General features: G+C 72.8%; 17 protein-coding genes. 13 read left to right on the top strand and 4 right to left on the bottom strand.

Annotation, left to right across the window (positions count from 1 at the left end):
- Positions 1 to 12 precede the first annotated feature (12 nt).
- Both ABD332_RS02615 and ABD332_RS02610 read left to right on the top strand, forming a co-directional pair.
- Positions 13 to 1,413 (top strand): condensation domain-containing protein, encoded by a 1,401-nt coding sequence (locus ABD332_RS02615; protein ID WP_344499070.1) that lies wholly within the window; start codon positions 13 to 15, stop codon positions 1,411 to 1,413.
- A gap of 8 nt (positions 1,414 to 1,421) precedes the next feature.
- Positions 1,422 to 2,483 carry a carbohydrate kinase family protein gene (locus ABD332_RS02610; RefSeq protein ID WP_344499068.1) on the top strand — a complete coding sequence of 354 codons (1,062 nt, stop codon included), beginning with the start codon at positions 1,422 to 1,424 and terminating at the stop codon, positions 2,481 to 2,483.
- Here the strand turns inward: ABD332_RS02610 and ABD332_RS02605 are convergent.
- Positions 2,464 to 3,279, bottom strand: a complete 816-nt coding sequence (locus ABD332_RS02605; protein ID WP_344499066.1) for a hypothetical protein — start codon at positions 3,277 to 3,279, stop codon at positions 2,464 to 2,466. The two genes, ABD332_RS02610 and ABD332_RS02605, sit on opposite strands and share 20 nt — an antisense overlap.
- A gap of 238 nt (positions 3,280 to 3,517) precedes the next feature.
- Here ABD332_RS02605 and ABD332_RS02600 point away from each other — a divergent pair, with 238 nt between their 5' ends.
- The 3 genes from ABD332_RS02600 to ABD332_RS02590 are packed head-to-tail and all read left to right on the top strand — an operon-like array spanning position 3,518 to position 6,629.
- Positions 3,518 to 4,825 (top strand): ABC transporter substrate-binding protein, encoded by a 1,308-nt coding sequence (locus tag ABD332_RS02600; protein WP_344499064.1) that lies wholly within the window; start codon positions 3,518 to 3,520, stop codon positions 4,823 to 4,825.
- Positions 4,822 to 5,775 (top strand): carbohydrate ABC transporter permease, encoded by a 954-nt coding sequence (locus ABD332_RS02595; RefSeq protein WP_344499062.1) that lies wholly within the window; start codon positions 4,822 to 4,824, stop codon positions 5,773 to 5,775. Before ABD332_RS02600 ends, ABD332_RS02595 begins: the two co-directional genes overlap by 4 nt.
- Complete coding sequence (locus ABD332_RS02590) at positions 5,772 to 6,629, top strand: carbohydrate ABC transporter permease (protein WP_344499060.1); 858 nt, start codon at positions 5,772 to 5,774, stop codon at positions 6,627 to 6,629. Before ABD332_RS02595 ends, ABD332_RS02590 begins: the two co-directional genes overlap by 4 nt.
- Here the strand turns inward: ABD332_RS02590 and ABD332_RS02585 are convergent.
- Together ABD332_RS02585 and ABD332_RS02580 are read right to left on the bottom strand one after the other, a co-directional pair.
- Positions 6,576 to 7,256 (bottom strand): hypothetical protein, encoded by a 681-nt coding sequence (locus ABD332_RS02585; RefSeq protein ID WP_344499058.1) that lies wholly within the window; start codon positions 7,254 to 7,256, stop codon positions 6,576 to 6,578. The genes ABD332_RS02590 and ABD332_RS02585 overlap by 54 nt on opposite strands.
- Before the next feature lie 60 nt (positions 7,257 to 7,316).
- Positions 7,317 to 9,536 carry an MMPL family transporter gene (locus ABD332_RS02580; protein WP_344499056.1) on the bottom strand — a complete coding sequence of 740 codons (2,220 nt, stop codon included), beginning with the start codon at positions 9,534 to 9,536 and terminating at the stop codon, positions 7,317 to 7,319.
- Between the two features lie 130 nt (positions 9,537 to 9,666).
- Between ABD332_RS02580 and ABD332_RS02575 the strand changes: the two genes are divergently transcribed.
- Positions 9,667 to 10,380 carry a TetR/AcrR family transcriptional regulator gene (locus ABD332_RS02575; RefSeq protein ID WP_344499054.1) on the top strand — a complete coding sequence of 238 codons (714 nt, stop codon included), beginning with the start codon at positions 9,667 to 9,669 and terminating at the stop codon, positions 10,378 to 10,380.
- Positions 10,381 to 10,425: 45 nt separating this feature from the next.
- Here the strand turns inward: ABD332_RS02575 and ABD332_RS02570 are convergent, their stop codons facing one another.
- Entirely contained in the window at positions 10,426 to 11,871 is a 1,446-nt protein-coding gene (locus tag ABD332_RS02570; protein WP_344499052.1) for a fibronectin type III domain-containing protein, read from the bottom strand.
- Between the two features lie 173 nt (positions 11,872 to 12,044).
- Here ABD332_RS02570 and ABD332_RS02565 point away from each other — a divergent pair, with 173 nt between their 5' ends.
- The 7 genes from ABD332_RS02565 to ABD332_RS02535 all read left to right on the top strand — a co-directional run bounded on the left by ABD332_RS02565 (position 12,045) and on the right by ABD332_RS02535 (position 19,636).
- Positions 12,045 to 12,713 (top strand): VHL beta domain-containing protein, encoded by a 669-nt coding sequence (locus tag ABD332_RS02565; RefSeq protein WP_344500690.1) that lies wholly within the window; start codon positions 12,045 to 12,047, stop codon positions 12,711 to 12,713.
- A gap of 40 nt (positions 12,714 to 12,753) precedes the next feature.
- A complete protein-coding gene (locus ABD332_RS02560) occupies positions 12,754 to 13,554 on the top strand; it encodes an alpha/beta hydrolase (RefSeq protein WP_344499050.1) in 801 nt (266 codons plus the stop codon).
- A 67-nt stretch (positions 13,555 to 13,621) separates the two neighbouring features.
- Complete coding sequence (locus ABD332_RS02555) at positions 13,622 to 14,305, top strand: hypothetical protein (RefSeq protein ID WP_344499048.1); 684 nt, start codon at positions 13,622 to 13,624, stop codon at positions 14,303 to 14,305.
- Between the two features lie 12 nt (positions 14,306 to 14,317).
- The gene (locus tag ABD332_RS02550) at positions 14,318 to 16,252 is read left to right on the top strand and encodes a sensor histidine kinase (protein WP_344499046.1); all 1,935 of its coding nucleotides are present in this window, start codon (positions 14,318 to 14,320) and stop codon (positions 16,250 to 16,252) included.
- A gap of 173 nt (positions 16,253 to 16,425) precedes the next feature.
- Positions 16,426 to 17,073 (top strand): response regulator, encoded by a 648-nt coding sequence (locus tag ABD332_RS02545; RefSeq protein ID WP_344499044.1) that lies wholly within the window; start codon positions 16,426 to 16,428, stop codon positions 17,071 to 17,073.
- Between the two features lie 103 nt (positions 17,074 to 17,176).
- Positions 17,177 to 18,973, top strand: coding sequence for a GMC oxidoreductase (locus tag ABD332_RS02540; protein ID WP_344499042.1), 1,797 nt, complete (start codon positions 17,177 to 17,179; stop codon positions 18,971 to 18,973).
- 18 nt (positions 18,974 to 18,991) lie between these two features.
- Complete coding sequence (locus tag ABD332_RS02535) at positions 18,992 to 19,636, top strand: hypothetical protein (RefSeq protein ID WP_344499040.1); 645 nt, start codon at positions 18,992 to 18,994, stop codon at positions 19,634 to 19,636.
- Positions 19,637 to 19,868 lie beyond the last annotated feature (232 nt).

The raw sequence follows: 19,868 nt of genomic DNA, 5'->3' as shown, positions 1-19,868 counted from the left end.
GGGAAATGGCGAATGGGCAGTAGCACACGTCGCATCCTCGTGCCGTTTCACGGTGAGGGGGCCGGGGAGGCCGACCTGACCTGGGCGCAGCTGGGGATCTGGCAGACCATGCGGGACACCGGGCTGAGCATGAACATCGGCGGGACCGTGGCGATGCCGCCGGGGACGCCGGTGGAGTCCATGCAGACCCTGCTGCGCTATCTGGTGAGCCGTCACCAGGCGCTGCGGACCAGGCTGCGGTTCGGCGACCCGGTCCGGCAGGTCGTGTCGGAGTCCGGCGAGGTGCCCTTGGACGTCATCGACGTCATCGACGTCGTCAGCACCGACGAGGAGCCGGAGGCCGTCGCCGAGGCGTTGCGGCTGCGGTACGAGGCGGCGCCGTTCGACTACGAGGCCGAGTGGCCCGTGCGGATGGGCGTCGTGTGCCGCGACGGTTCGGTGACGCATGTCGTCGTGCTGTACTGCCACGTCGCCGTGGACGGCTTCGGCATCGACGCGATCGTGCGGGACATGGCGCACCTCGACCCGGCGACCGGCACGACGGCGGCGCCGCTGCCCGGGCTGACGCCGCTGGAGATGGCGGCGAAGCAGGCGACGGCGTCCGGGCGGCGGCAGAGCGACAAGTCGCTGCGGCACTGGGAGCAGATCCTGCGGGCGATCCCGGCGCGGCGGTTCGGCGTCTCCGACGACCCGCGGGAGCCGCGGTACTGGGAGCTCACCCACCGCTCGCCGGCGATGCACCTGGCGATGCAGCTGGTCGCGCACCGCACCGGCGCCGGGGTCGGCTACGTGGTCCTCGCCGCCTACTCGGTCGCCCTGGCCAGACTCACGGGCCGTAACCCGAGCGTCGCGCAGCTGGTGGTGAGCAACCGCTTCCGCCCCGGCTGCGCCGACTCGGTGAGCCAGCTCGCCCAGCTGAGCATCTGCGCGGTCGACGTGGCCGGCGCGACGTTCGACGAGGTGGTCGGGCGGGCGTGGACGGCGGCGACGAACGCGTACATGCACGGCCACTTCGACCCGCTCGCGTTGACGGCGATGCTGGAGCGGGTCCGCGCGGACCGCGGCGACGTCGACTTCTCGATCATCGTGAACGACCGCCGCACCCGCGACGGCGCGCCGCCGCCCGCGGACGACCTGGCGACCCCAGTTCAGCTGGCCGACGCGATGCCGCTGTCGACGAGCTGGTGGAACCGGAAGGTCGACGTGCTGGACGCCGAGCTCAACATCAGCGTCGATGCCGCGCCCGGCGCGGTGGACGTCTCGATCTGCGCCGACACGCACCGGCTGTCCCCCGCCGACATCCAGGCGCTCGCCGCGGAGATGGAGCGGGTTACCGTGGAGGCGGCGTTCGACGCCGCGTCGCCGACCGGGGTCGCAGTCGGGGTCGGGGAGCATCAGACTGTGGCCGGCTGAGGAGTCAGGTGGGGTTCAGGTTCGACGTCGTCGGGGTCGGGGCCCTCAACCTCGACTCGATCGCCCCGGTGTCACCCGCCGCGAAGGCGCTGCTGCGCGGCTCCGTCGCCTGGGGCGCGGAGGGCAGGGTCGGCGCGGCGACGGTCGACGCCGCCATGCGCACGGTGCAGGGCGCGGCGGTCCGGGTCGCCGTCGGCGGGTCCGCGTACAACACGATCAACGCGCTGGCGCACATCGATGCCGGGCTCCGGCTCGGCTACGTCGGTGTCGCCGGCCGGCTGCCGGTGCCGGGCACCCCGCTCGCGGGGCGGCTGCGCGCGCTCGGCGTCGACACGGGGATGCTGCGTGACGAGCCGCGCGAGCTCAGCGGCGTGTGCCTGTCGCTGGTCGAGGACGGTGAGCGGACGCTGCTGGTCCACCCCGGCGCCAACGACCGCATGGCCGCGCACCTGGAGGTCGAGTTCGAGGCGGTGGTGGAGTACCTATCGGCGGCCAGGATCGTGCACGTGACGTCGTTCCTGGACCAGCTGACGCCGGTGGTGCTCGCCGACGTGCTCGCCGCGGTGCGGGAACGCAGCCCGGAGACGGTGCTGTCGTTCGACCCGGGGCACGTGTGGGCGGCGAGCGGGTCGGCGCCGGTCACCGCGCTCGCCACCCTGGCCGACCACGTCCTGCTCAACGAGCGGGAGCTGCAGGCCCTCGGCACGACCGGCGACGACACGTGGGCCGCGGACCGGATCCTGCGGGTCGGCCGGCCCGGGCGCTTCGTGCACGTCAAGCGCCCCGCCGGCGTCACGACGTTCACGCGGTCGGGGCCGCTGCTGCGGGCCCGCTTCCATCCGCAGCACCCGGTGCCGGTGGAGCGGGTCGTCGACGCGACCGGCGCCGGGGACGTCTACGCCGCCGGGCTCGTCGCGGCGCTGGCCGGCGGCGCCGGCCTGCACGACGGTGTCCGGCTCGGGATGGCGATGACCAGGCACAAGCTGGTGCACCTGGCCGACGCCGGTCACCCGGGGCTGCCGGCCGTCTTCCGCGCGTGGCAGGACGGGGCTACGCCGGATCCGTCCTGATCATCCGCACCAGGGCGCGGATGCCCGTCAGTAGTTCCTGGTGGTCGCTGATGCCGTCGAGGGTGCCCTCGACGCGGCGGGCCATCTGGTCGATGCGGGCCTTGAGCGCCTCGTCGCGGTCGCGGGCGGCGGCCCGGTCGGCGGCCTGCGCGTCCTCCAGGCGGGTCAGGTCGGCGCCCGCCTGCTTGCGCAGCCTGGCCAGGTCGTCGGCGGTGGCCGTCCGGGCCTCGTCGAGCTCCCGCTGCACCCGCTCCACGGCCTCCTTGAGCGACTCCACGTCGGCGTTGAGCGTGACGACGTCGTCGCGGGGGTGGGTGCTCTCCCGGCGCAGCGACGTGATCCGGTCGCGGAGGTGGCCGAAGTACGCGGCGGCCGGCCGCACGAGCGTGGACAGCAGGTAGAACCCGGCGAGGTAGTAGCCGGTCAGCTCGCCGGACACGGCCGCGAAGACCGCGGTGACGGCGGCGGTGGCGAGGTGCCCGCCGATCGCGAAGCGCAGCATCCACCGCGCGATCCGCCGCGCCTCGTCGTCGCGGGCCGGCGGGACGGCGATGCCCCGGGCGCGGGAGACCTCGTGCTCGGCGGTGACGTGCCGGGCGTCGAAGTACAGGTTCCACGGCCAGGTGACGAGCACGACCGTCCACATGAGCGCGGCGAGCCCGGCGCCGACGGTGAGCAGGGTCCGCAGGGACACGCCGGCGACCTTGCCGAGCCAGGCGAACAGCAGCGCGGCCGCGGCACCGACCACGACCGTCGCCCACCACCTGGCCATGCTGGCACCTCGATAGGAGCTCATGGCGACACTGTCCCGCCTGTCGCTCCTGTACGGCACCGTGCCGCTACTCACGTGCCGGCAGGTACACGTACTCAGCCCGTGCCGACCGGGTCCTCGGCGAGGCTCTGGGTGCGGGCCGGGAGATCGCGATGATGGTCAATGCTTGACAACTGTCACATCGACGGGCTTTGCTGTGATGGCTTATGAGCATCCGCGTTGGAACCTGTTGCCTTTTCGCCGAATCCGCCAGGAGGCGAACATGACGGACGCCCGGTTGTCCCGCCGCTCCGCGCTCAAAGGCCTCGCCGCCGCGTCCGCGCTCCTCGGAGCGCCCACGTTCCTCGCCGCCTGCGGCGATGACGACGACGGCAAGGCGCCCGACTCCGGCGCCCCCACCGACCCGATCACGTTCGGGTCCAACTACTCCGACGACGCCACCAAGCAGGCGTTCGCGGCGCTGTGCGCGGCCGCGACGTCGGCGACGAAGGTGCCGATCACGGTCAACACCACCGACCACAACACGTTCCAGAACAACATCAGCAGCTACCTGCAGGGCACGCCGGACTCCCTGGCCACCTGGTTCGCCGGCTACCGGCTGCAGTTCTTCGCCGCGCAGGGCCTGCTCACACCGATCGACGACGTGTGGGAGAAGATCGGCGGCACGTTCAACGACGCCGCCCGCAGCCTCTCCAAGGGCATCGACGGGCACTACTACCTGGTGCCGCTGTACAACTACCCGTGGGTCGTCTTCTACAACAAGAGCGTCTTCGCCGCGAAGGGCTACCAGGTCCCCACGACCTGGGACGCGTTCATCGCGCTGTGCCAGAAGATGAAGACCGACGGCCTCGTGCCGATCGCGTTCGCGGAGAAGGACGGCTGGCCGGCGCTGGGCACGTTCGACATCCTCAACCTGCGCATCAACGGCTACGACTTCCACATGCGGCTGATGAAGCACGAGGTGCCGTGGACCGATCCGAAGGTCGCGGCGGTGTTCGACCAGTGGCGGCAGCTCATGCCGTACGTGCAGAACGGCGCCAACGGCCGGACCTGGCAGGACGCGGCCAAGGCCCTGGAGAACAAGCAGGCCGGCATGATGTTCCAGGGCTCCAACCAGGTCGCCGCGAACTACTCCCCCGCGAACCTCGCCGACCTGGACTTCTTCCCCTACCCGGCGATCAACCCCGAGCACGGCCAGTACTACATGGACGCCCCGACCGACGGCTTCATCCTGCCGAAGAAGGGCAGGAACTCGGCCGCCGCGAAGGTGGTCCTGCAGTACATCGGCACCCCCGAGGCGGAGACCAGCTTCCTGCAGAACGACCACTGGGACGTCGGGCTCGCCAACGGTCTGGTCGCGCCGACCTACAACGAGATCCAGAAGAAGTCCGTCGCGGAGATCGCCAAGTGCAAGAACGTGTCGCAGTTCATGGACCGCGACACGGTCCCCGACATGGCCACCGCGATGATCAAGCTGATCCAGACGTTCATCGACGACCCGAGCCCGGGCACGGTCACCTCCATCCTGAAGAGCGCCGAGGACCAGGCCAAGACGATCTTCACCAAGTGAAGCGCCGGCGCCTGCTCACCCGCCGCGACGTCGCGGTCGTCGCGGTCATGCTCGGCATCCCGCTGCTGCTGGAGGCGTTCCTCATCTGGGGGCCGGCCCTGGCGTCGGTGGGGCTGTCGTTCACGAAGTGGACCGGCGTCGGCGGGGTGCAGCTGCAGTCCTGCGACTCGCTGCCGTCCGTGCCCGGCATCCCGCAGCCCGGTTGCCTGTACGGCGTCCGCAACTACGAGCAGGCGTTCACCACCTACCCCGACTTCTGGCCGGCCGTGCGGCACAACATCATCTGGCTGCTCGTGTTCGTGTGCTTCGCGACGCCGCTCGGGATGCTCTTCGCCGTCGTCATCGACCGGGGCATCCGCGGCTCCAGGATCTACCAGAGCATCCTGTTCCTGCCCGTGATGCTCTCCCTCGCCCTCATCGGGATCATCTGGGAGCTCATCTACTCACCCAACTTCGGACTGGTGAACTCGCTGCTGCACCGTACCGGCGACGACAACCTCATCGACTGGCTCGGCGACCCGTCACTCAACCTCTGGGCCCTCCTCGTCGAGGCCAGCTGGCGGCAGGCCGGCTACGTCATGATCCTCTACCTTGCCGGGCTGAAGGCGGTGGACCCGGCGCTGCGGGAGGCCGCGCTCATGGACGGCGCGTCGGCCTGGCAGACGTTCTGGCGCGTCGTCTTCCCCGCCATGCGCCCCATCAACATCGTGGTCATGGTGGTAACGGTGATCGAGTCGCTGCGCGCCTTCGACCTCGTGTACATCACCTCCGGCGGCAACCCGCTCAAAGGCCTCGAACTGCTGTCCGTCGCCGTCACCCAGAACATCGTCGGCGAGACCCAACGCATCGGCTTCGGCTCCACCCTCGGCGTCATCCTGCTCGTCATCTCGCTCGTGCCGATCACGCTGTTCCTGTATCAGGCGTTCCGCCGCGAGGAGGCCCGCTCATGACCCGCCGCCCGTGGCGCGTGGCGTCCCAGGCGTTCATGCTCGTGATGATCGCGCTGTGGCTGACGCCGATCCTGTTCGCGCTGTACGTGGCGCTGCGGCCGATCGCCGACACCAACGCGCACGGCTACGTCTCGCTGCCGTCCGGCCTGACGCTGTCCAACTTCCGCGCCGCGTGGACCCAGTCCGACATGTGGCGCTTCTTCCTCAACTCGCTGATCGTCACGGTGCCGGCCGTGGTGCTGACCCTGTTGCTGGCCTCGTCGTTCGCCTACGTCGTGGCCCGGCTGCGGCTGCGCTGGAACATCGCCCTGCTCATCCTGTTCACCGCCGGCAACCTGCTGCCGCAGCAGGTCATCATCACGCCGCTGTTCCGCCTGTACCTCGCCATCCCGCTGCCGCACTGGGTCAGCGAGAGCGGCCTGATGTACAACTCGTACGTCGGCCTGATCGCCATCAACGTCGCGTTCCAGCTCGGGTTCTGCGTCTTCGTCCTCAGCAACTACATGAAGACCCTGCCGCACGAGCTCGACGAGGCCGCCGTCGTCGACGGCGCCGGCGTCTGGACCCGCTTCTGGCGGCTGACCCTCCCCCTGTGCCGCCCGGCCCTCGCCGCCCTCGCAACGCTGCTGACCACCTGGATCTACAACGACTTCTTCTGGGCGATCACGCTGATCTCCACCGGCGACAAACGCCCCGTGACGTCGGCACTGGCCAACTTGCAGGGGCAGTTCGTCGCCAACCAGAACATGATCGCGGCGGCCGCACTGATCGCCGCGATCCCCACGCTCGTCGTCTACGCGTCACTGCAGAAGCACTTCATCGCCGGCCTGTCCCTCGGCTCGACCAAAGGCTGACAGCGGCGTCACTCGGCTCATGCCCGCATTGCCGGGCGTGACCGGCGCCGACCCGAGCGCATTCGCGTCGAGACCGTTGCGGACGTGCAGCCCGACGTCACCGGTGGCGAACCACAGGCCCTCGGTCAGCCAGCCGGCGACCTCCGGCAGCGGCGCGTCGTCGTTCGTGGTGCCGCCGGGAACCGGGCTTCCGGGCACCTCGACCTCCGTGTAGAGGATGTCGCCACCGCCGCTGAAGAACGGGCTCTCGGTCACGCCGATCTCTGTCACCACCCGGCCGACGATCGCCGCGACCAGCCCGGGTGCCGACGACCGCCATGCATAGGGCCCGCCGACACCGATGTCGAGCGGCGCCGCGAAGTCGATCGTGCCCCACGTGACCGACAGGTGGTCCCAGGTCTTCCATTGCAGCTCCAGCCGCGACCCGTCGTCGAAGACCAGCACGAGCGGGATGTCCTCGAACCACCGGTCCCGGGTGACGTCCCAGCCGGTCCAGCCCTCGGTGACCCGCCGTCCGACCAGCGCGAGGAGCCGGTCGCGCTGCCGGCCCAGCTGCACCGGCGCCGGCAGGTAGTCCGACCGCCAGCCGGACCGCCGCTCATCCCACGGCACTTCGTCGATGTCCATTGCCGACATTGTATGAACACCGGTGCGGCAGACGGGTCCGCCTGCCGCACCGGTCAGGTCTCAAACCGTGGTGGTCGCCAGTTCCTTCGGCTCGGCGGGGAGGTGGTCCTGGGCCTTGCCCTCGACGTGCAGCTCGGGCAGGAGACGGCCGAGCCAGGCCGGCATCCACCAGTTGACGCGGCCGAGGATGTGCATCGCGGCCGGGACGAGCAGGAGGCGGACGACCGTCGCGTCGAGGAGGATCGCGGACGCCATGCCCACGCCGATGACCTTCAGGACCAGGTCGGGGCTGGGGATGAAGGCGGCGAACACCGCGATCATGATGGCGGCCGCGGCGGTGATGACGCGGCCGGTGCCGGCGAGGCCGTCGGTGACGGCGCGGGCGTTTTCGCCGGTGCGGGTCCAGACCTCGCGCATGCGGCTGACGAGGAAGACCTCGTAGTCCATCGAGAGGCCGAACAGGACGGCGAACATCAGCACCGGCACGAACGCCGGCAGCGGCGTCTCGGTGTCGATGCCGACCAGCTTGCCGGCCCAGCCGCCCTGCAGGACGAGGGCGACCACGCCGTACGCGGCGGCGACCGACAGCAGGTTCATCACCGCCGCCTTCAGCGCCACCGCGACGCTGCGGAACGACACCAGGAGCAGCAGCATCGACAGCAGGACCACGCCGCCGATGAGCAGCGGGATCCGCCGGGCGATGTTGGCGGTGCTGTCGATCGCGGTGGCAGTCATCCCGCCGACGTGGACGTCGGCGCCGGTGCCGGCGACCGTCTGCGGCAGGATGTCGCGGAGCCGCTCGACGAGGTCCTCGGTGCGGGAGTCCTGCGGGCCGGTGCGCGGCAGCACCGTGATGACCGCGGCGGTGCCGTCCTGGTTGACCTGCGCGGGCATCGCGGCGGCCACCCCGTTGACGCCGGGGAGGGCGGCGGCGAGCTTGTCCAGCGCCGTGGTGTCGCCGGGGCGGGTCAGCTCGACGGCGAGCACGAGCGGGCCGTTGGCGCCCGGGCCGAAGCCCTCGGCGACCATGTCGTAGGCCTGGCGGGTGGTGGTCTCGGCGCGGTTGTTGCCCGCGTCCGGGAAGCCGAACCGGACGCCGAGGAACGGCGCGGCCAGCGCGAGCAGGATCGCCACGCCGAGGAACGCCGAGACGAAGCGGTGCCGCTGGATCAGCCCGCTCCAGCGCAGCCAGCCCTTGCCGGGCTCGACGTGCCCACCGGCGGCGACCGTCACGGCGCCCTGGCGCAGCAGCGGCAGGCGCAGCTTGTCGACGTGCCGGCCGAGGTACCCCAGCAGCGCCGGGAACAGGGTGACGCTCGCGACCAGCGTGACGAGGACGCCGAGGATCGTGACGAGCGCGGCGCCGCGCATGAACGACAGGCCCATCGCGAACAGGCCGAGCATGCTGACGATGACCGTGCTGCCGGCGACCATCACGGAGCGGCCGGCGGTGTCGAGCGTCGCGACGGTCGCCGCCTCGGGGTCGAGGCCGGCGGCGCGCCATTCGCGGAAGCGGGTGACCATCAGCAGCACGTAGTCGATGCCGATGCCGATGCCCATCATGGTCGCCAGCGACGTGGACCAGTCGGGCGCGTCGACGAAGCGGATGAGGACCCCGGTCAGCGTGGCGCTGACGGCGAGCCCGGCGACGGCGACCAGGACCGGCAGGCCGGCGGCGATCACGGAGCCGAACATCAGCAGCAGGATGACGATGGCGGCGGCGAGGCCGATCCCCTCGGAGCCGATCTCGCCCTGCTCGGCGCGCTGGATGCTCTGCCCGCCGAGGGCGACCGTCAGCCCGGCGCGGCTCGCCTCGGTGGCGATGTCCATCAGGCGCTGACTGCCCTCGACCGGCATGTCGTCGGGGTTGACCACGTCGAGGCGCAGGTCGGCGACCGCGGTCCGGCCGTCCTGCGAGATCCCGCCGGGCGCGGCGAACGGGTCGGCGACGCCTGCGACGTGGGGCGCGGCCGCGAGCTTCGCCAGGAGCGCCTGCACGTCGCCCTTCACGCCGGCGACGCCGTTGTCGGCCCGGACGACGACCGCGACGGTCGCGCCGGACTGGCTGGTGAAGCGCTCCTCGAGCAGCCGCGTCGCGGCCTTGGAGTCGGAGCCGGGCGCGGAGTAGTCGGCGGCGAAGTCGCCGCCGAAGAAGTTGGACAGCGCGAACGCCGCGGCGAGCGCGACGACCCACGCGACGACGGTCCGGCCACGCCGCCGGTACGCCACCCGGGCGAGCCGCCCGAGCGGGCCGAGCGCTGGGTTCGGGAGGTCGGTCATGATCCCTGCCTTCAGCAGTGAATAGGCGTCAGTTGCGTTATGCCTATTAACCAACATGACGACCCGTCGCTTGTCAAGCGCCTTCACTTCTGTAACGATGCTTAACGCAACGGTCATCAGGAGGACACCCATGAACACACCCAGGCGGGAGAAGGCGCGCGCGGCGACCATCGACGAGATCAAGCACACCGCCCTTACCCACATGCGGGAGCAGGGCACCGTCGACATCCGCTTCGCCGACATCGCCCGGGCCATGGAGATGACGCCGCCGGCGCTCTACCGCTACTTCGCCGACCGGGACGAGCTGCTCAGCGCCCTCATCGCCGACGCGTACGACGACCTCGGCCGCTGCGTCGCCGAGGCCCGCGACGCGGTCCCCGCCGACGACGTCGGCGCCCGGTTCATGGCGGTCGCCGGCTCGTACCGTCAATGGGCCCGGCAGGATCCGCAGCGCTTCGCCCTCATCCTCGGCATGCCCCTGCCCGGCTACGCCGCCCCAGTCGACGGCCCCACCACCGAGGCCGCCCAGCGGGCGATGTCACAGCTGTCGTCGCTCTTCCTCGAGGCCCAGGCGCAGGGCGTGCTCGGGCGCCCCCGGCTGCGCGACGTGCACCCCGCCATCGCCGCGTGCGCCGAGCAGAAGCACCAGCAGTCGGGTGTACCGGTCTCGGCGGAGACCTTCCAGGCCATGCTGCACGCCTGGTCGTCACTGCACGGCTTCGCCGCCCTGGAGGCCTACGGTCACTTCGACTGGATCACCGAGGAGGGCCGCGACGCCCTCTTCGACGGCCACGCCCGCCTCACCGCCGAGACCGCCGGCCTCCCCGCCCCCAGGACCCTCTGAGCTGGACGGTCTCCGACAGCGAACCTGACGCGGGCGGCGGGTGGGTCAGCCAGTGACGCGGCGGCCGCGGGTGACGGCGGCGGTGACGAGGCCGGCGAGGGCGAGGGCGCCGAGGCCCAGCAGGGCGAGGACGCCGGGCCGGGTCCGCCGGCCGTCGCGGGTTTCGGCGGTGGCCGTGACGACGGCGGTGTCAGTTGTACCGTTCGGCAGGCCGAGCAGTGCACCGAAGCCGTCGGTGGCGCCGTGGTCCTGGGCCGCCGTGCCGGCCTGGGCGGTGTCGCGGCCCTTGTCGGTGCCGGGGAGCCGGCGCGTCGAGTCCTGTGTGGTCCGGTGCTGCGCGGCGCGGTTCGCGTCCTGCGCGGCGCGGTTCGGGGTCCGGGCTGCGGCGTTCGAACCCGGCACGGCACCGTTCGCGGTCTGCGTCGCGCCGGTCGCACCCTGGGCAGCGCTCTGGGTCGTGCCGGTCGCGCCCTGGGCAGCGGCTTGCGTCGTGCCGGTCCCGCTCTGGGCGGCGGCCTGGGTCGTGCCCGTGCCCTGGGCAGCGGTCTGGCTCGTGCCGGTCGCGCCATGGGAAGCGGTCCGGGGCGTGCCGGTCGCGGTCTGCGCGGCGGGCCGGGTGGCGGGGTTCGTGCGGGCCGCGCCGGTCGAGGGCGGGGCGGCGTGGTGCGGGTCGCGGGCGGGTTCGGTGGCCGGCGCCTTGGCGGGGGTCGTCTGGGCGGCTGCGGGGGCGCCGACCGTGGCCGGGGCGGACAGGGCACTCAGGACCGAGCTGCGGGCGCCGGAGTCCGGGACGGCGATGGCGCGGACCGTGAACGAGTACGTCGCGCCCTGCGTCAGCGCCGGCACGACGCAGCTCGTCGCGGCGCTGGTCCTGGTGCGGCAGGTCTTGGTGGCGTCCTCGATCGCGGTGACCTCGAAGTGGTCGACGATGCCGGTCTCGCCGATGTTGACCTTCCACGAGACCTTCAGCGACGAAGGGGACTGGGCGGTGACCGTGACCGCGGTCGGGGCGGCGGCCACCTGCTGCACGGGGGTCGACAGGGCGGCGGCGCCGGGGGCGGACGAGCTGCCCGCGGGGGCCTTGCGCGGCGGCTTCGCGGCCGGCTTGTGCGCGGCCTTGCGAGGCTTGGTTTTCGCCTTGGCCTTGGCCTTCGTGGCGGGCTTCGAGGCGGCCTTGGTGGTGGTGTCGGCCTTCGCGGGCGCCTTCGGGTTCGGGGCGGCGGGGAGCTTGCCGGCCTTGCGGTCGTTGACCTCCCGGTCGCCGCCGGTCGCGTGTACGCCGTGGCTGCGCACCTCGGTGCCGCCGTCCGGGCTCGGGCGGTTGAACTGGCCGGGACCAGCGAACGCCGTGCCCCCGGTCGCGCCGACGACGACGATGCCCACGGCCGCCAGCGCGAGGCCGGCCCGGGCGGCGCGGGCGGCCTGAACGGCCCGGGCGGCACGGAAAGCACGGACGGCACGGCGAGCGGGGCGCGGCACGGATCTGGTCACCACGGTAACGGTCCCCTCTGGAGCATTCTGGACAAATGCCTACCGAAGGTAATGTAGCGACTACTCGGCGTGTCCGGGCGACATTCGCCGGTGGTGCTGTGACAGTTGATCGGATCCGGGGTGATCGGCCGATCCGGGCGGTGGCGGCCCGGCGATACGCTGCCGCCGTGACCATGCCCCCCGATGACCGGCGGCCACCCGCACCCTGGTCCCCGCCACCGGGTCCGCAGCCCTGGACACCCCCGCCGTCACCGCCGCAGGCGCAGCCGCATCCGTACCCGCCGCCGCACCACCTGCCGCGGCGGGGCAACCCGCCCCGGGGCGGCGGCCTCCTGCCCTGGGTCGTCGGCGCGGCGATCCTCGGCGTCCTCGCACTTCTCGTCGGCGCCGCCGTCATCGTGGTCCGCCTCGCGAGTGACGACGGCGACGACCCGTCCGTGGCGGCGCCCCCGGCGACCACCGCCGCATCCGCGACCACCGCGGCGGCGACGCCGGCGACGGGCGAGACCGTGCCGCCACGGCTGCCGGAGCGGCCCGAGACGTCGACGCCGCCGGCGCTGCCGGAGCTGGCGACCCGGCCGGTGACCGAGGAGGGCACGCTCAGGTCCGGGACCACGGGCGCCGCCACCGCGGTCACGTTCGTCAACACGCGCAAGGACGCGGTCACCGTCCACTGGCTCGACTTCGACGGCAAACGCGTGCGCTACCAGCAGATGCCGCACGACACGTCGTACACCCAGCAGACGTACGCGAGCCACGCGTGGCTGGTCTGCGGCTACGACGAGACGCCACTGCTCATCGCCGTCGCCGCCGCGCAGCCGGGGCTGGTCACGATCCGGTAGCGGCGGCAACCCGGGCCGCGCCCCGGCGGTCCACACCAGCATGAGACGCATCGGACTCGGACTGCTGGCGGTGGCCCTGCTCTCCGGCTGCGGCGGCGACCCAGCCGCGGCACCAACCGGGGCAGCGCCTGCGGCACCGTCGACGGAGGCGTCCGCGCCGCAGGCGGCGCCGAGCCCGACGGACCGGCGCTGCGCCGACCCCGAGCTCAACGACAAGCAGGTCGCGTTCCCGGGCAACGGCGGCTTCCTGACCGGCGTGCTGCTCGGCGCGGCCACGAGCAGGACCGTGCTCGTCCTCGCGCCGCAGGCCAGCGCCGACGCGTGCTCCTGGCTGTCCTGGGCCAGGCAGGAGGCCGCCGCCGGCTACCGCGTCCTCGCCCTCGACTTCGCCGGCGAGGGCCGCTCCCAGCGCGGCGACGGGAGCAAGCCGTCCGCCGACGTCCTGCGGGCCGTCGCGTACACGCGAACCCTCGGCGTCGAGAAGGTCGTCCTCATCGGCGCGTCCCGCGGCGGCACCGCCTCCCTCGTCGCGGCGGCCGCCGCCGAGCCGCCGGTGACCGCCACCGTGAGCCTGTCGGCGCCCGCCACCTACGCGGGCGAGGACGCCGCCGCCGCGGCCGCCCGGATCGCCGTGCCCGTCCTGTACGTCGCGGCCACCGGCGAGACCTCGTTCGCCGCCGACGCGCAGACGATGTACAGCGCGACCACCGACCCGCGCCGCCGCATCGCCCTCGTCCCGGGCCGGCTGCACGGCACGTCGCTGCTCACCGTCACCGCCGACGGCACCGCCGAGGCTACCGCGGCCGTCACCGAGTTCCTGAAGGCCAACGCGGCTCCCTAGTTGTCCCGGGTGGGTGGGATCAGCTGACCCATGCGGCCCGGGACACCGGACCGGCACGCTCACTGGCATGACGAACTCAACCGTGCCGGACCGCTCCGCGGCGGCCGTACAGACATACACCGCGCCCCGCCGGGGCTGGGCGCTCACCGGCGCCATCGGCGGGCTCGCCGGCGCCGTCGGCATCTTCCTCGGCGCGAATCTGACCGCCGACGTCGGCGACGGCATCAAGGACAACGCGCAGCTCGTCGCGGCGATCGTCGCGCACCGCGACCTCGTCTGGGTGTACCAGGTGAGCAGCGTGATCGCCGCCGTGAGCCTGATCGTGTTCGCGGCCGGGCTGCGCCGGCACCTCGCCGTGCAGGAGCCCGCCGGCAGCCTCGTGCCCGGGATCGCGGCCGCCGGGGTGGGGCTCGTCGCCGTGGCCGCGTTCATCGGCGGCGGCATCTGCACCGAGCTGTACTGGGCGCTCGGCGAACCCGACCGCTGGGACCCCGACACGATCGCCGCGCTGGTCGAGGTCTACAACACGATCGGCTGGCTGTGGGCGGGCGCCGGGCTCGCCGCCGCCGCGGTCGCCGTCGGCGGGTTCCGGCACGGCTCGGCCAGCAGGTGGCTGGCGGGTGCCAGCGCCGTCCTCGCGCTGCTCGTGGCCGCGACGCAGGCGTTCCCGGTGCAGTACGCGTCGCTGTTCCCCGGCGCGCTGTGGGTCCTCGTCGCAGGCCTGGGGTTCGGGCTCCGGAAAGCTCGTTAAGGTCGGTAGGCGATGCACCGTGCAGCCTGGGCCACCCTCGCCGTCGCGGGCGCGGCGGTGTGGCTGGCGATGGCCAACGGCGCCCCGCTCGCCGGCGTCAGCCATCTGTTCGCCGTCTCCGCCTGTACGGTCGCCGGCGGCCTCGTCCTGCGGCAGCGGCCGGCCAACCCGTTGGGCCGGCTGCTGCTGCTCGGCGCCGCGTGCTTCGTGTTCCTGGAGGCGTTCGGCCAGTACGCGATCCGCGGCCTGCCGGGCGCGACCGCGGCGGCGTGGCCGCAGACCTGGCTGTGGGCGCCCGCGAACCTCGCCCTGGCCGCGGTGCCCGCGTTCTTCCCCGACGGCCGCCCCGGCCGGTGGATGCGCCGGGCACTGTGGACGGTCACCGCCCTCGCCGCCGCCGCCGCGGTCACCGGCGCGCTGAAGCCGGGGCACAACGACCAGGTCGGGCCCGACGGCCTGCCCAACCCCCTGGGCGTGGCCGGGTTCGGCGGCGTCGCCCCGGTCGTAGAGTCCGTGTTCACCGTGGCGGCGGGCCTGCTGTTCGTCGCCGGCGCGGCCGGGGTCGTCGCCGAGGCCGTCACCGCGACGGGAGCCAGGCGCGCCCAGGCCCGCTGGCTGGCGTACTCGATCGGCCTCGTCGCGCTCGTCGTCGTCGGCCGGCTCGTCGCCGGGCTCACCGACAGCCACCGGGACAAGATCTGGCCGGCCGGAAACGTGTGGTGGGACCTCGCCGGCAGCGTCTCCCTCGCGCTCGTCCCCGCCGGGATCGGCGTCGCCGTGCTGCGGCACCGGCTCTTCGACATCGACCTGCTGATCAGCCGCACCGCCGTGTTCGTCGTGCTGACCGGCGGCGTCAGCTGCGCGTACCTCGTCATCGTCGGCTCCCTGGGCGCCTCGTCCGTGGTGGCCGCGGTCGCCGCCGCCCTGGTCTTCGGCACGGCCCGCACCTGGGTGCAACGCCGGGTGAATCTGCTGGTGTACGGCGAGCGCGACGACCCCTACACGGTGCTCGCCAGGCTCGGTGAACGGCTCGCACAGACCCAGGACCCCCTGGCCGTCCTGGCGACGAGCACCGCGACGGTCCGGGAGGCGTTGCAGCTGTCGTACATCCGCATCGACGCCGACGGAGGGCGCTCCTACGAGATCGGGACCCGACCGGCGGAGCCCGTCGAGCTGCCGCTCGTCGCCGGCGGCGTCACCGTCGGCACGCTGCTCATCGGCCCGCGGCCCGGCGAGCCGGCGCTCGGCCCCCGCGACCTGCGGCTGCTCACGGACGTGGCCAGGCACATCGGGCCGGCCGTGCAGGCCGGCCGGTTCGCCGCCGACCTGCAGCGCTCCCGCGAACAGCTCGTCCAGGCGCGGGAGGAGGAGCGCCGCCGGCTGCGCCGCGACCTGCACGACGGCCTCGGCCCCACCCTCGCCGGGCTCACGATGCGGGCGGAGACCGCCCTCGCGGTCGGCCCGGACGCGGCGGAGCGCCTCCTGGAGGAGATCGTCCGGGACGCGGAGACCGCCATGGCCGACGTGCGCCGGCTCGTGGAGGGCCTGCGCCCGCCGGCCCTGGACACGCTCGGGCTGCGCGGCGCGCTCGTCGGCCACCTCGCCGGCTGGCCGCCCGGCGGGCCGCGGGCCGGCGTGGACACCGCCGACGACCTGCCGGCGCTGCCCGCCGCGGTGGAGGTCGCGGCGTACCTGATCGCGGTCGAGGCGCTCAACAACGCCCGCCGCCACGCCGGCGCGACCACGGTCCGGCTAGCGTTGCGGGTGGACGGCGACCGGCTGTGGTTGTCGGTCACCGACGACGGCCGGTTCATGACCAGCGGGGCGGGGGTGGGCATGCATTCGATGCGCGAACGCGCCGACGAGCTCGGCGGCACCCTCGACGTGACGGCCACCGACGACGGCACCACCGTCACCGCCACCCTGCCGATCGGAGGCATCGCGTGAGCGGCCCGGAGCGCAGCGGAGGGCTGCGAACCAGCATGACAGGTTGGAGCTCAGGCCGGCGCCGGAGCGCAGCGGAGGTGACGGCGTGAGCGGGCCGGAGCGCAGCGGAGGGCTGCGAACCAGCATTGCAGCATTGGCTCAGGCCGGCGCCGGAGCGCAGCGGAGGTGACGGCGTGAGCGAGTCCGTCCGGGTGCTGATCGTCGACGACCACGCGCAGTTCCGGGCGGGGCTGCGGGCGTTGCTCGCCACCACCGGCGAGGTCGAGGTCTGCGGCGAGGCGGCCAGCGGCGAGGAGGCCCTCACCGCGCTCGCCCGCGCGCAGCCGGACGTCGTGCTGCTCGACCTCGCGATGCCCGGCATGGGCGGGATCGCCGCGACCCAGCGCATCCTGGAGGCCAGCCCGCACGTGCGCGTACTGGTGCTGAGCATGGCCGACGACGACGACTCGGTGTTCGCCGCGCTGCGTGCCGGGGCTCGCGGGTACGTGCTGAAGGGCGCCAGACGGTTGGAGATCATCCGTGCGGTGAAGGTGGTCGCCGACGGCGAGGCGATCTTCGGCCCGGCGATCGCGACCCGGCTGATGGGCTACTTCGCCAACGTCGACCGGGACCCGCCCACCCCGGCCATCCCCGGGCTGACCGCGCGGGAGCACGAGATCCTCGCGTTCGTCGCGCAGCACCTGACGAACCCGCAGATCGCGCAGCGGCTCGGGCTGAGCCAGAAGACGGTCCGCAACCACGTCTCCAACATCTTCGCGAAGCTGCAGGTCGCGGACCGCGCCCAGGCCATCGACCTGGCCCGCGAGGCCGGGCTGGGCTGATCGATTCCCAAGATCCGCGGCCGGTGGCGCCGGTAGGCTCGCTGGTGCCGGCCCCCTCCCTTGGTTTGGACCTCACCCCACCATCACGGAGGTCATCGAAGCCATGCACACCGCAGCATCGACCCCGAACGCCAACTACGGCTACCCGTCCCCCGGCCCGCAGCGGCCGACCGGCCAGGACGTGATGGACAACGTCTTCTTCGTCGGCGCCGGCGACTGGGAACGCATCCGCGCACAGGAACGCTTCGACCACATCGTCATCGGCACCGGGCACTGCGGGCTGGCGTTCGCCGAACAGGTCCTGCAGCGCCGCCCCGAGGCCAGGATCCTGATGCTGGAGCGCGGGACGTTCTTCCTCGCCGAACACTTCCAGAACCTGCCGCTGCCGTACGAGCAGACCCTCGGCGGGCTGTCGGAGACGTTTCCCTGGACGCTCTCGTCGCGGACCGTCAACGGCAAGCACATCCGCTGGCAGCACGGCATGGTGCCGTTCGTCGGCGGCCGGTCCATCATGTGGAGCGCATGGTGCCCACGGCCGACGGAGGCGGAGATGGCCGGCTGGCCACGGCCGGTCATCGACGTCGCACACGAGTACTTCCGCTCCGCGGAGCGGCTGCTCAACGTCGTGTCCGCCGGCGACATCGACAGCGGCCCGACGGCCCCGCCGCCCGGCTTCCGCCCCGTCTTCGGCGCGCTGCAGCACCGGCTCACCGACCGCCTCGCCGAGGACCTGCACCGGATCCCGGCCGCGACCCGGGTCATGCCCGCGCCCCTGGCGGTCGGCGCGCCGCAGCTGCACGGCCTGGACTTCGACAAGTTCGCCACGCCCGGCCCGCTGCTCGGCCTCGTCGACCGGCAGCGCCGGCTCGCCGTCGAGGGGCACGGCAGCCCGCTGCACATCCTCACCGACTGCACCGTGCGGCGGATCGTGTCACAGGACGGCCGGGCGACCGCGCTCGACACCAGCCGCGGCATGATCACCGTCGGCGACGCCGACGTGGTCCTCGCCATGGGCACGCTGCCGCCGACGACGTTGATGCTCAACTCGTTCCCGCAGCTGCGGCACGCCGGAGAGCGGTTCACCGCGCACTTCATCAGCGCCGTCGTCGCCCGGGTGCCGCGCCAGGACTACCCGTTCCACGGCGAGATCGCCGACCTGGAGCTCGGCGCCATCTACCTCGCCGGCCTCGACGAGGGCAGCCACGGCCAGTTCCACGTGCAGCTCACCGTCCTCGCCGACCGCGACCCGCAGGCCAACGCGCAGACCGCGGCCCGCCACATGCCGGACGTCGTCGCGACCGCCACCCCGGAGCAGCTGCGCACGTCGACCGACCACGTGGTCTTCGTGTGCGCGGTCCTCGGCGAGCTCGACGCCGACAACCCCGACAACTGGCTGCACCGCCACCCCGACGGGCCCGACGCCGAGGACCCCACCACCAACGTGCTGCTGCAGGTCGTGCAGAACGACCGGGACGGCGCCACCTGGGACACCATGGACACGGCGACGTTCGCGATGCTGGAGGAGGTCCTGTCCCCGAAGGGCGCCGAGCGGGTCGAGTACTGGCACGTCGACCCCGACGGCCGGCACGGCCGCTGGCTGCCGCACCGCCCGCCGACCGACCAGATCCGGGTCCCAGCCCTGGTCCATGAGGGCTCCACGATGTGGATCGGCGAGCACGACGACGCCCCCGTCGGCCTGGACTACCGCCCGCGCGGCGTCGACAACGTCTACGTCACCGGCGGGTCGCTGTGGCCGCGCGGCGGGTCGTGGAACCCGACGATGACGATGGTCGCGCTCGCCCAGCACCTCGCCGACCTGCGCACCGACGCGGCGAAGAACCGCTCCCGCGACCCTTACGGCTCCCTCGAACAGCGGCACACGCCGTACACCATGTCCTGAACCATCTATCCTGCACCGGTGGACTGGCTCGACTACCTCGGCTGGGCCGGCTCGGCGGTGCTCGTCTGGTCGCTGTCCCAGGCCCGTCTCCTGCGCCTGCGGGTGCTCAACCTGATCGGGTCCGTCGTCCTCGTCGTCTACAACGCCGCGTTGAGTGTCTGGCCGATGGTCGGCCTCAACGCGGCGATGACGGCCATCAACACCTACCACCTGTACAAGATGCTGCGGACCCGCCACGACGAGGCCACCTACACCGTCGTGCAGGTCGGCACCGACGACACGTTCCTCGCCCACGTCCTGCGCGTGCACTGGGCGGACCTGGCGAAGTTCAACCCGTCGTTCCGGTTCGACGACAACCCCGACCGCGCCGCCTTCCTCATCACCCGCGCCGACGAGGTCGTCGGCGTCCTCTTCCTGCGCCCCGCCGACGGCCCCGACGCCGAGGGCGTCGCCCAGATCGAGCTCGACTACGTCACGAAACGCTTCCGCGACCTCAGCCCCGGCGAGTTCGTCTTCCGCAGCAGCGGCCTGCTCACCGCCCGCGGCTTCCACCGCGTCCGCACCCCACCCGGCATGCTCGCCCCGTACTACGGCCGCCTGGGCTTCCACCGCGTCGGCGACCACTACGAACTGGAGCTGCCCGGCACGCCGTCACCGGCTTGAGCCGGACCACGTCGGCGGCGGGCAGCACGTCGACGTCGCCGCTGCCCGCGCGCCGGAGCCGAACCGCGCCGTCGGCCGCGAGCAAGTACGCGTCGATGGCGGCGGAAGCGTGGCGGTGACGCCCCACTCCCGACACGGAGGAGCCGCCGGACGGACAGATGTCGTACAGTGGCAGGCACTTCCGATCCCGATCGACGCGATCCGGCGGTGCCGCCGCCGGGCCTCACCGTGC

The sequence above is a fragment of the Dactylosporangium maewongense genome, assembly GCF_039531485.1.
Lineage (GTDB): Bacteria > Actinomycetota > Actinomycetes > Mycobacteriales > Micromonosporaceae > Dactylosporangium > Dactylosporangium maewongense.
This window is presented reverse-complemented; position numbering and strand designations above follow the sequence as displayed.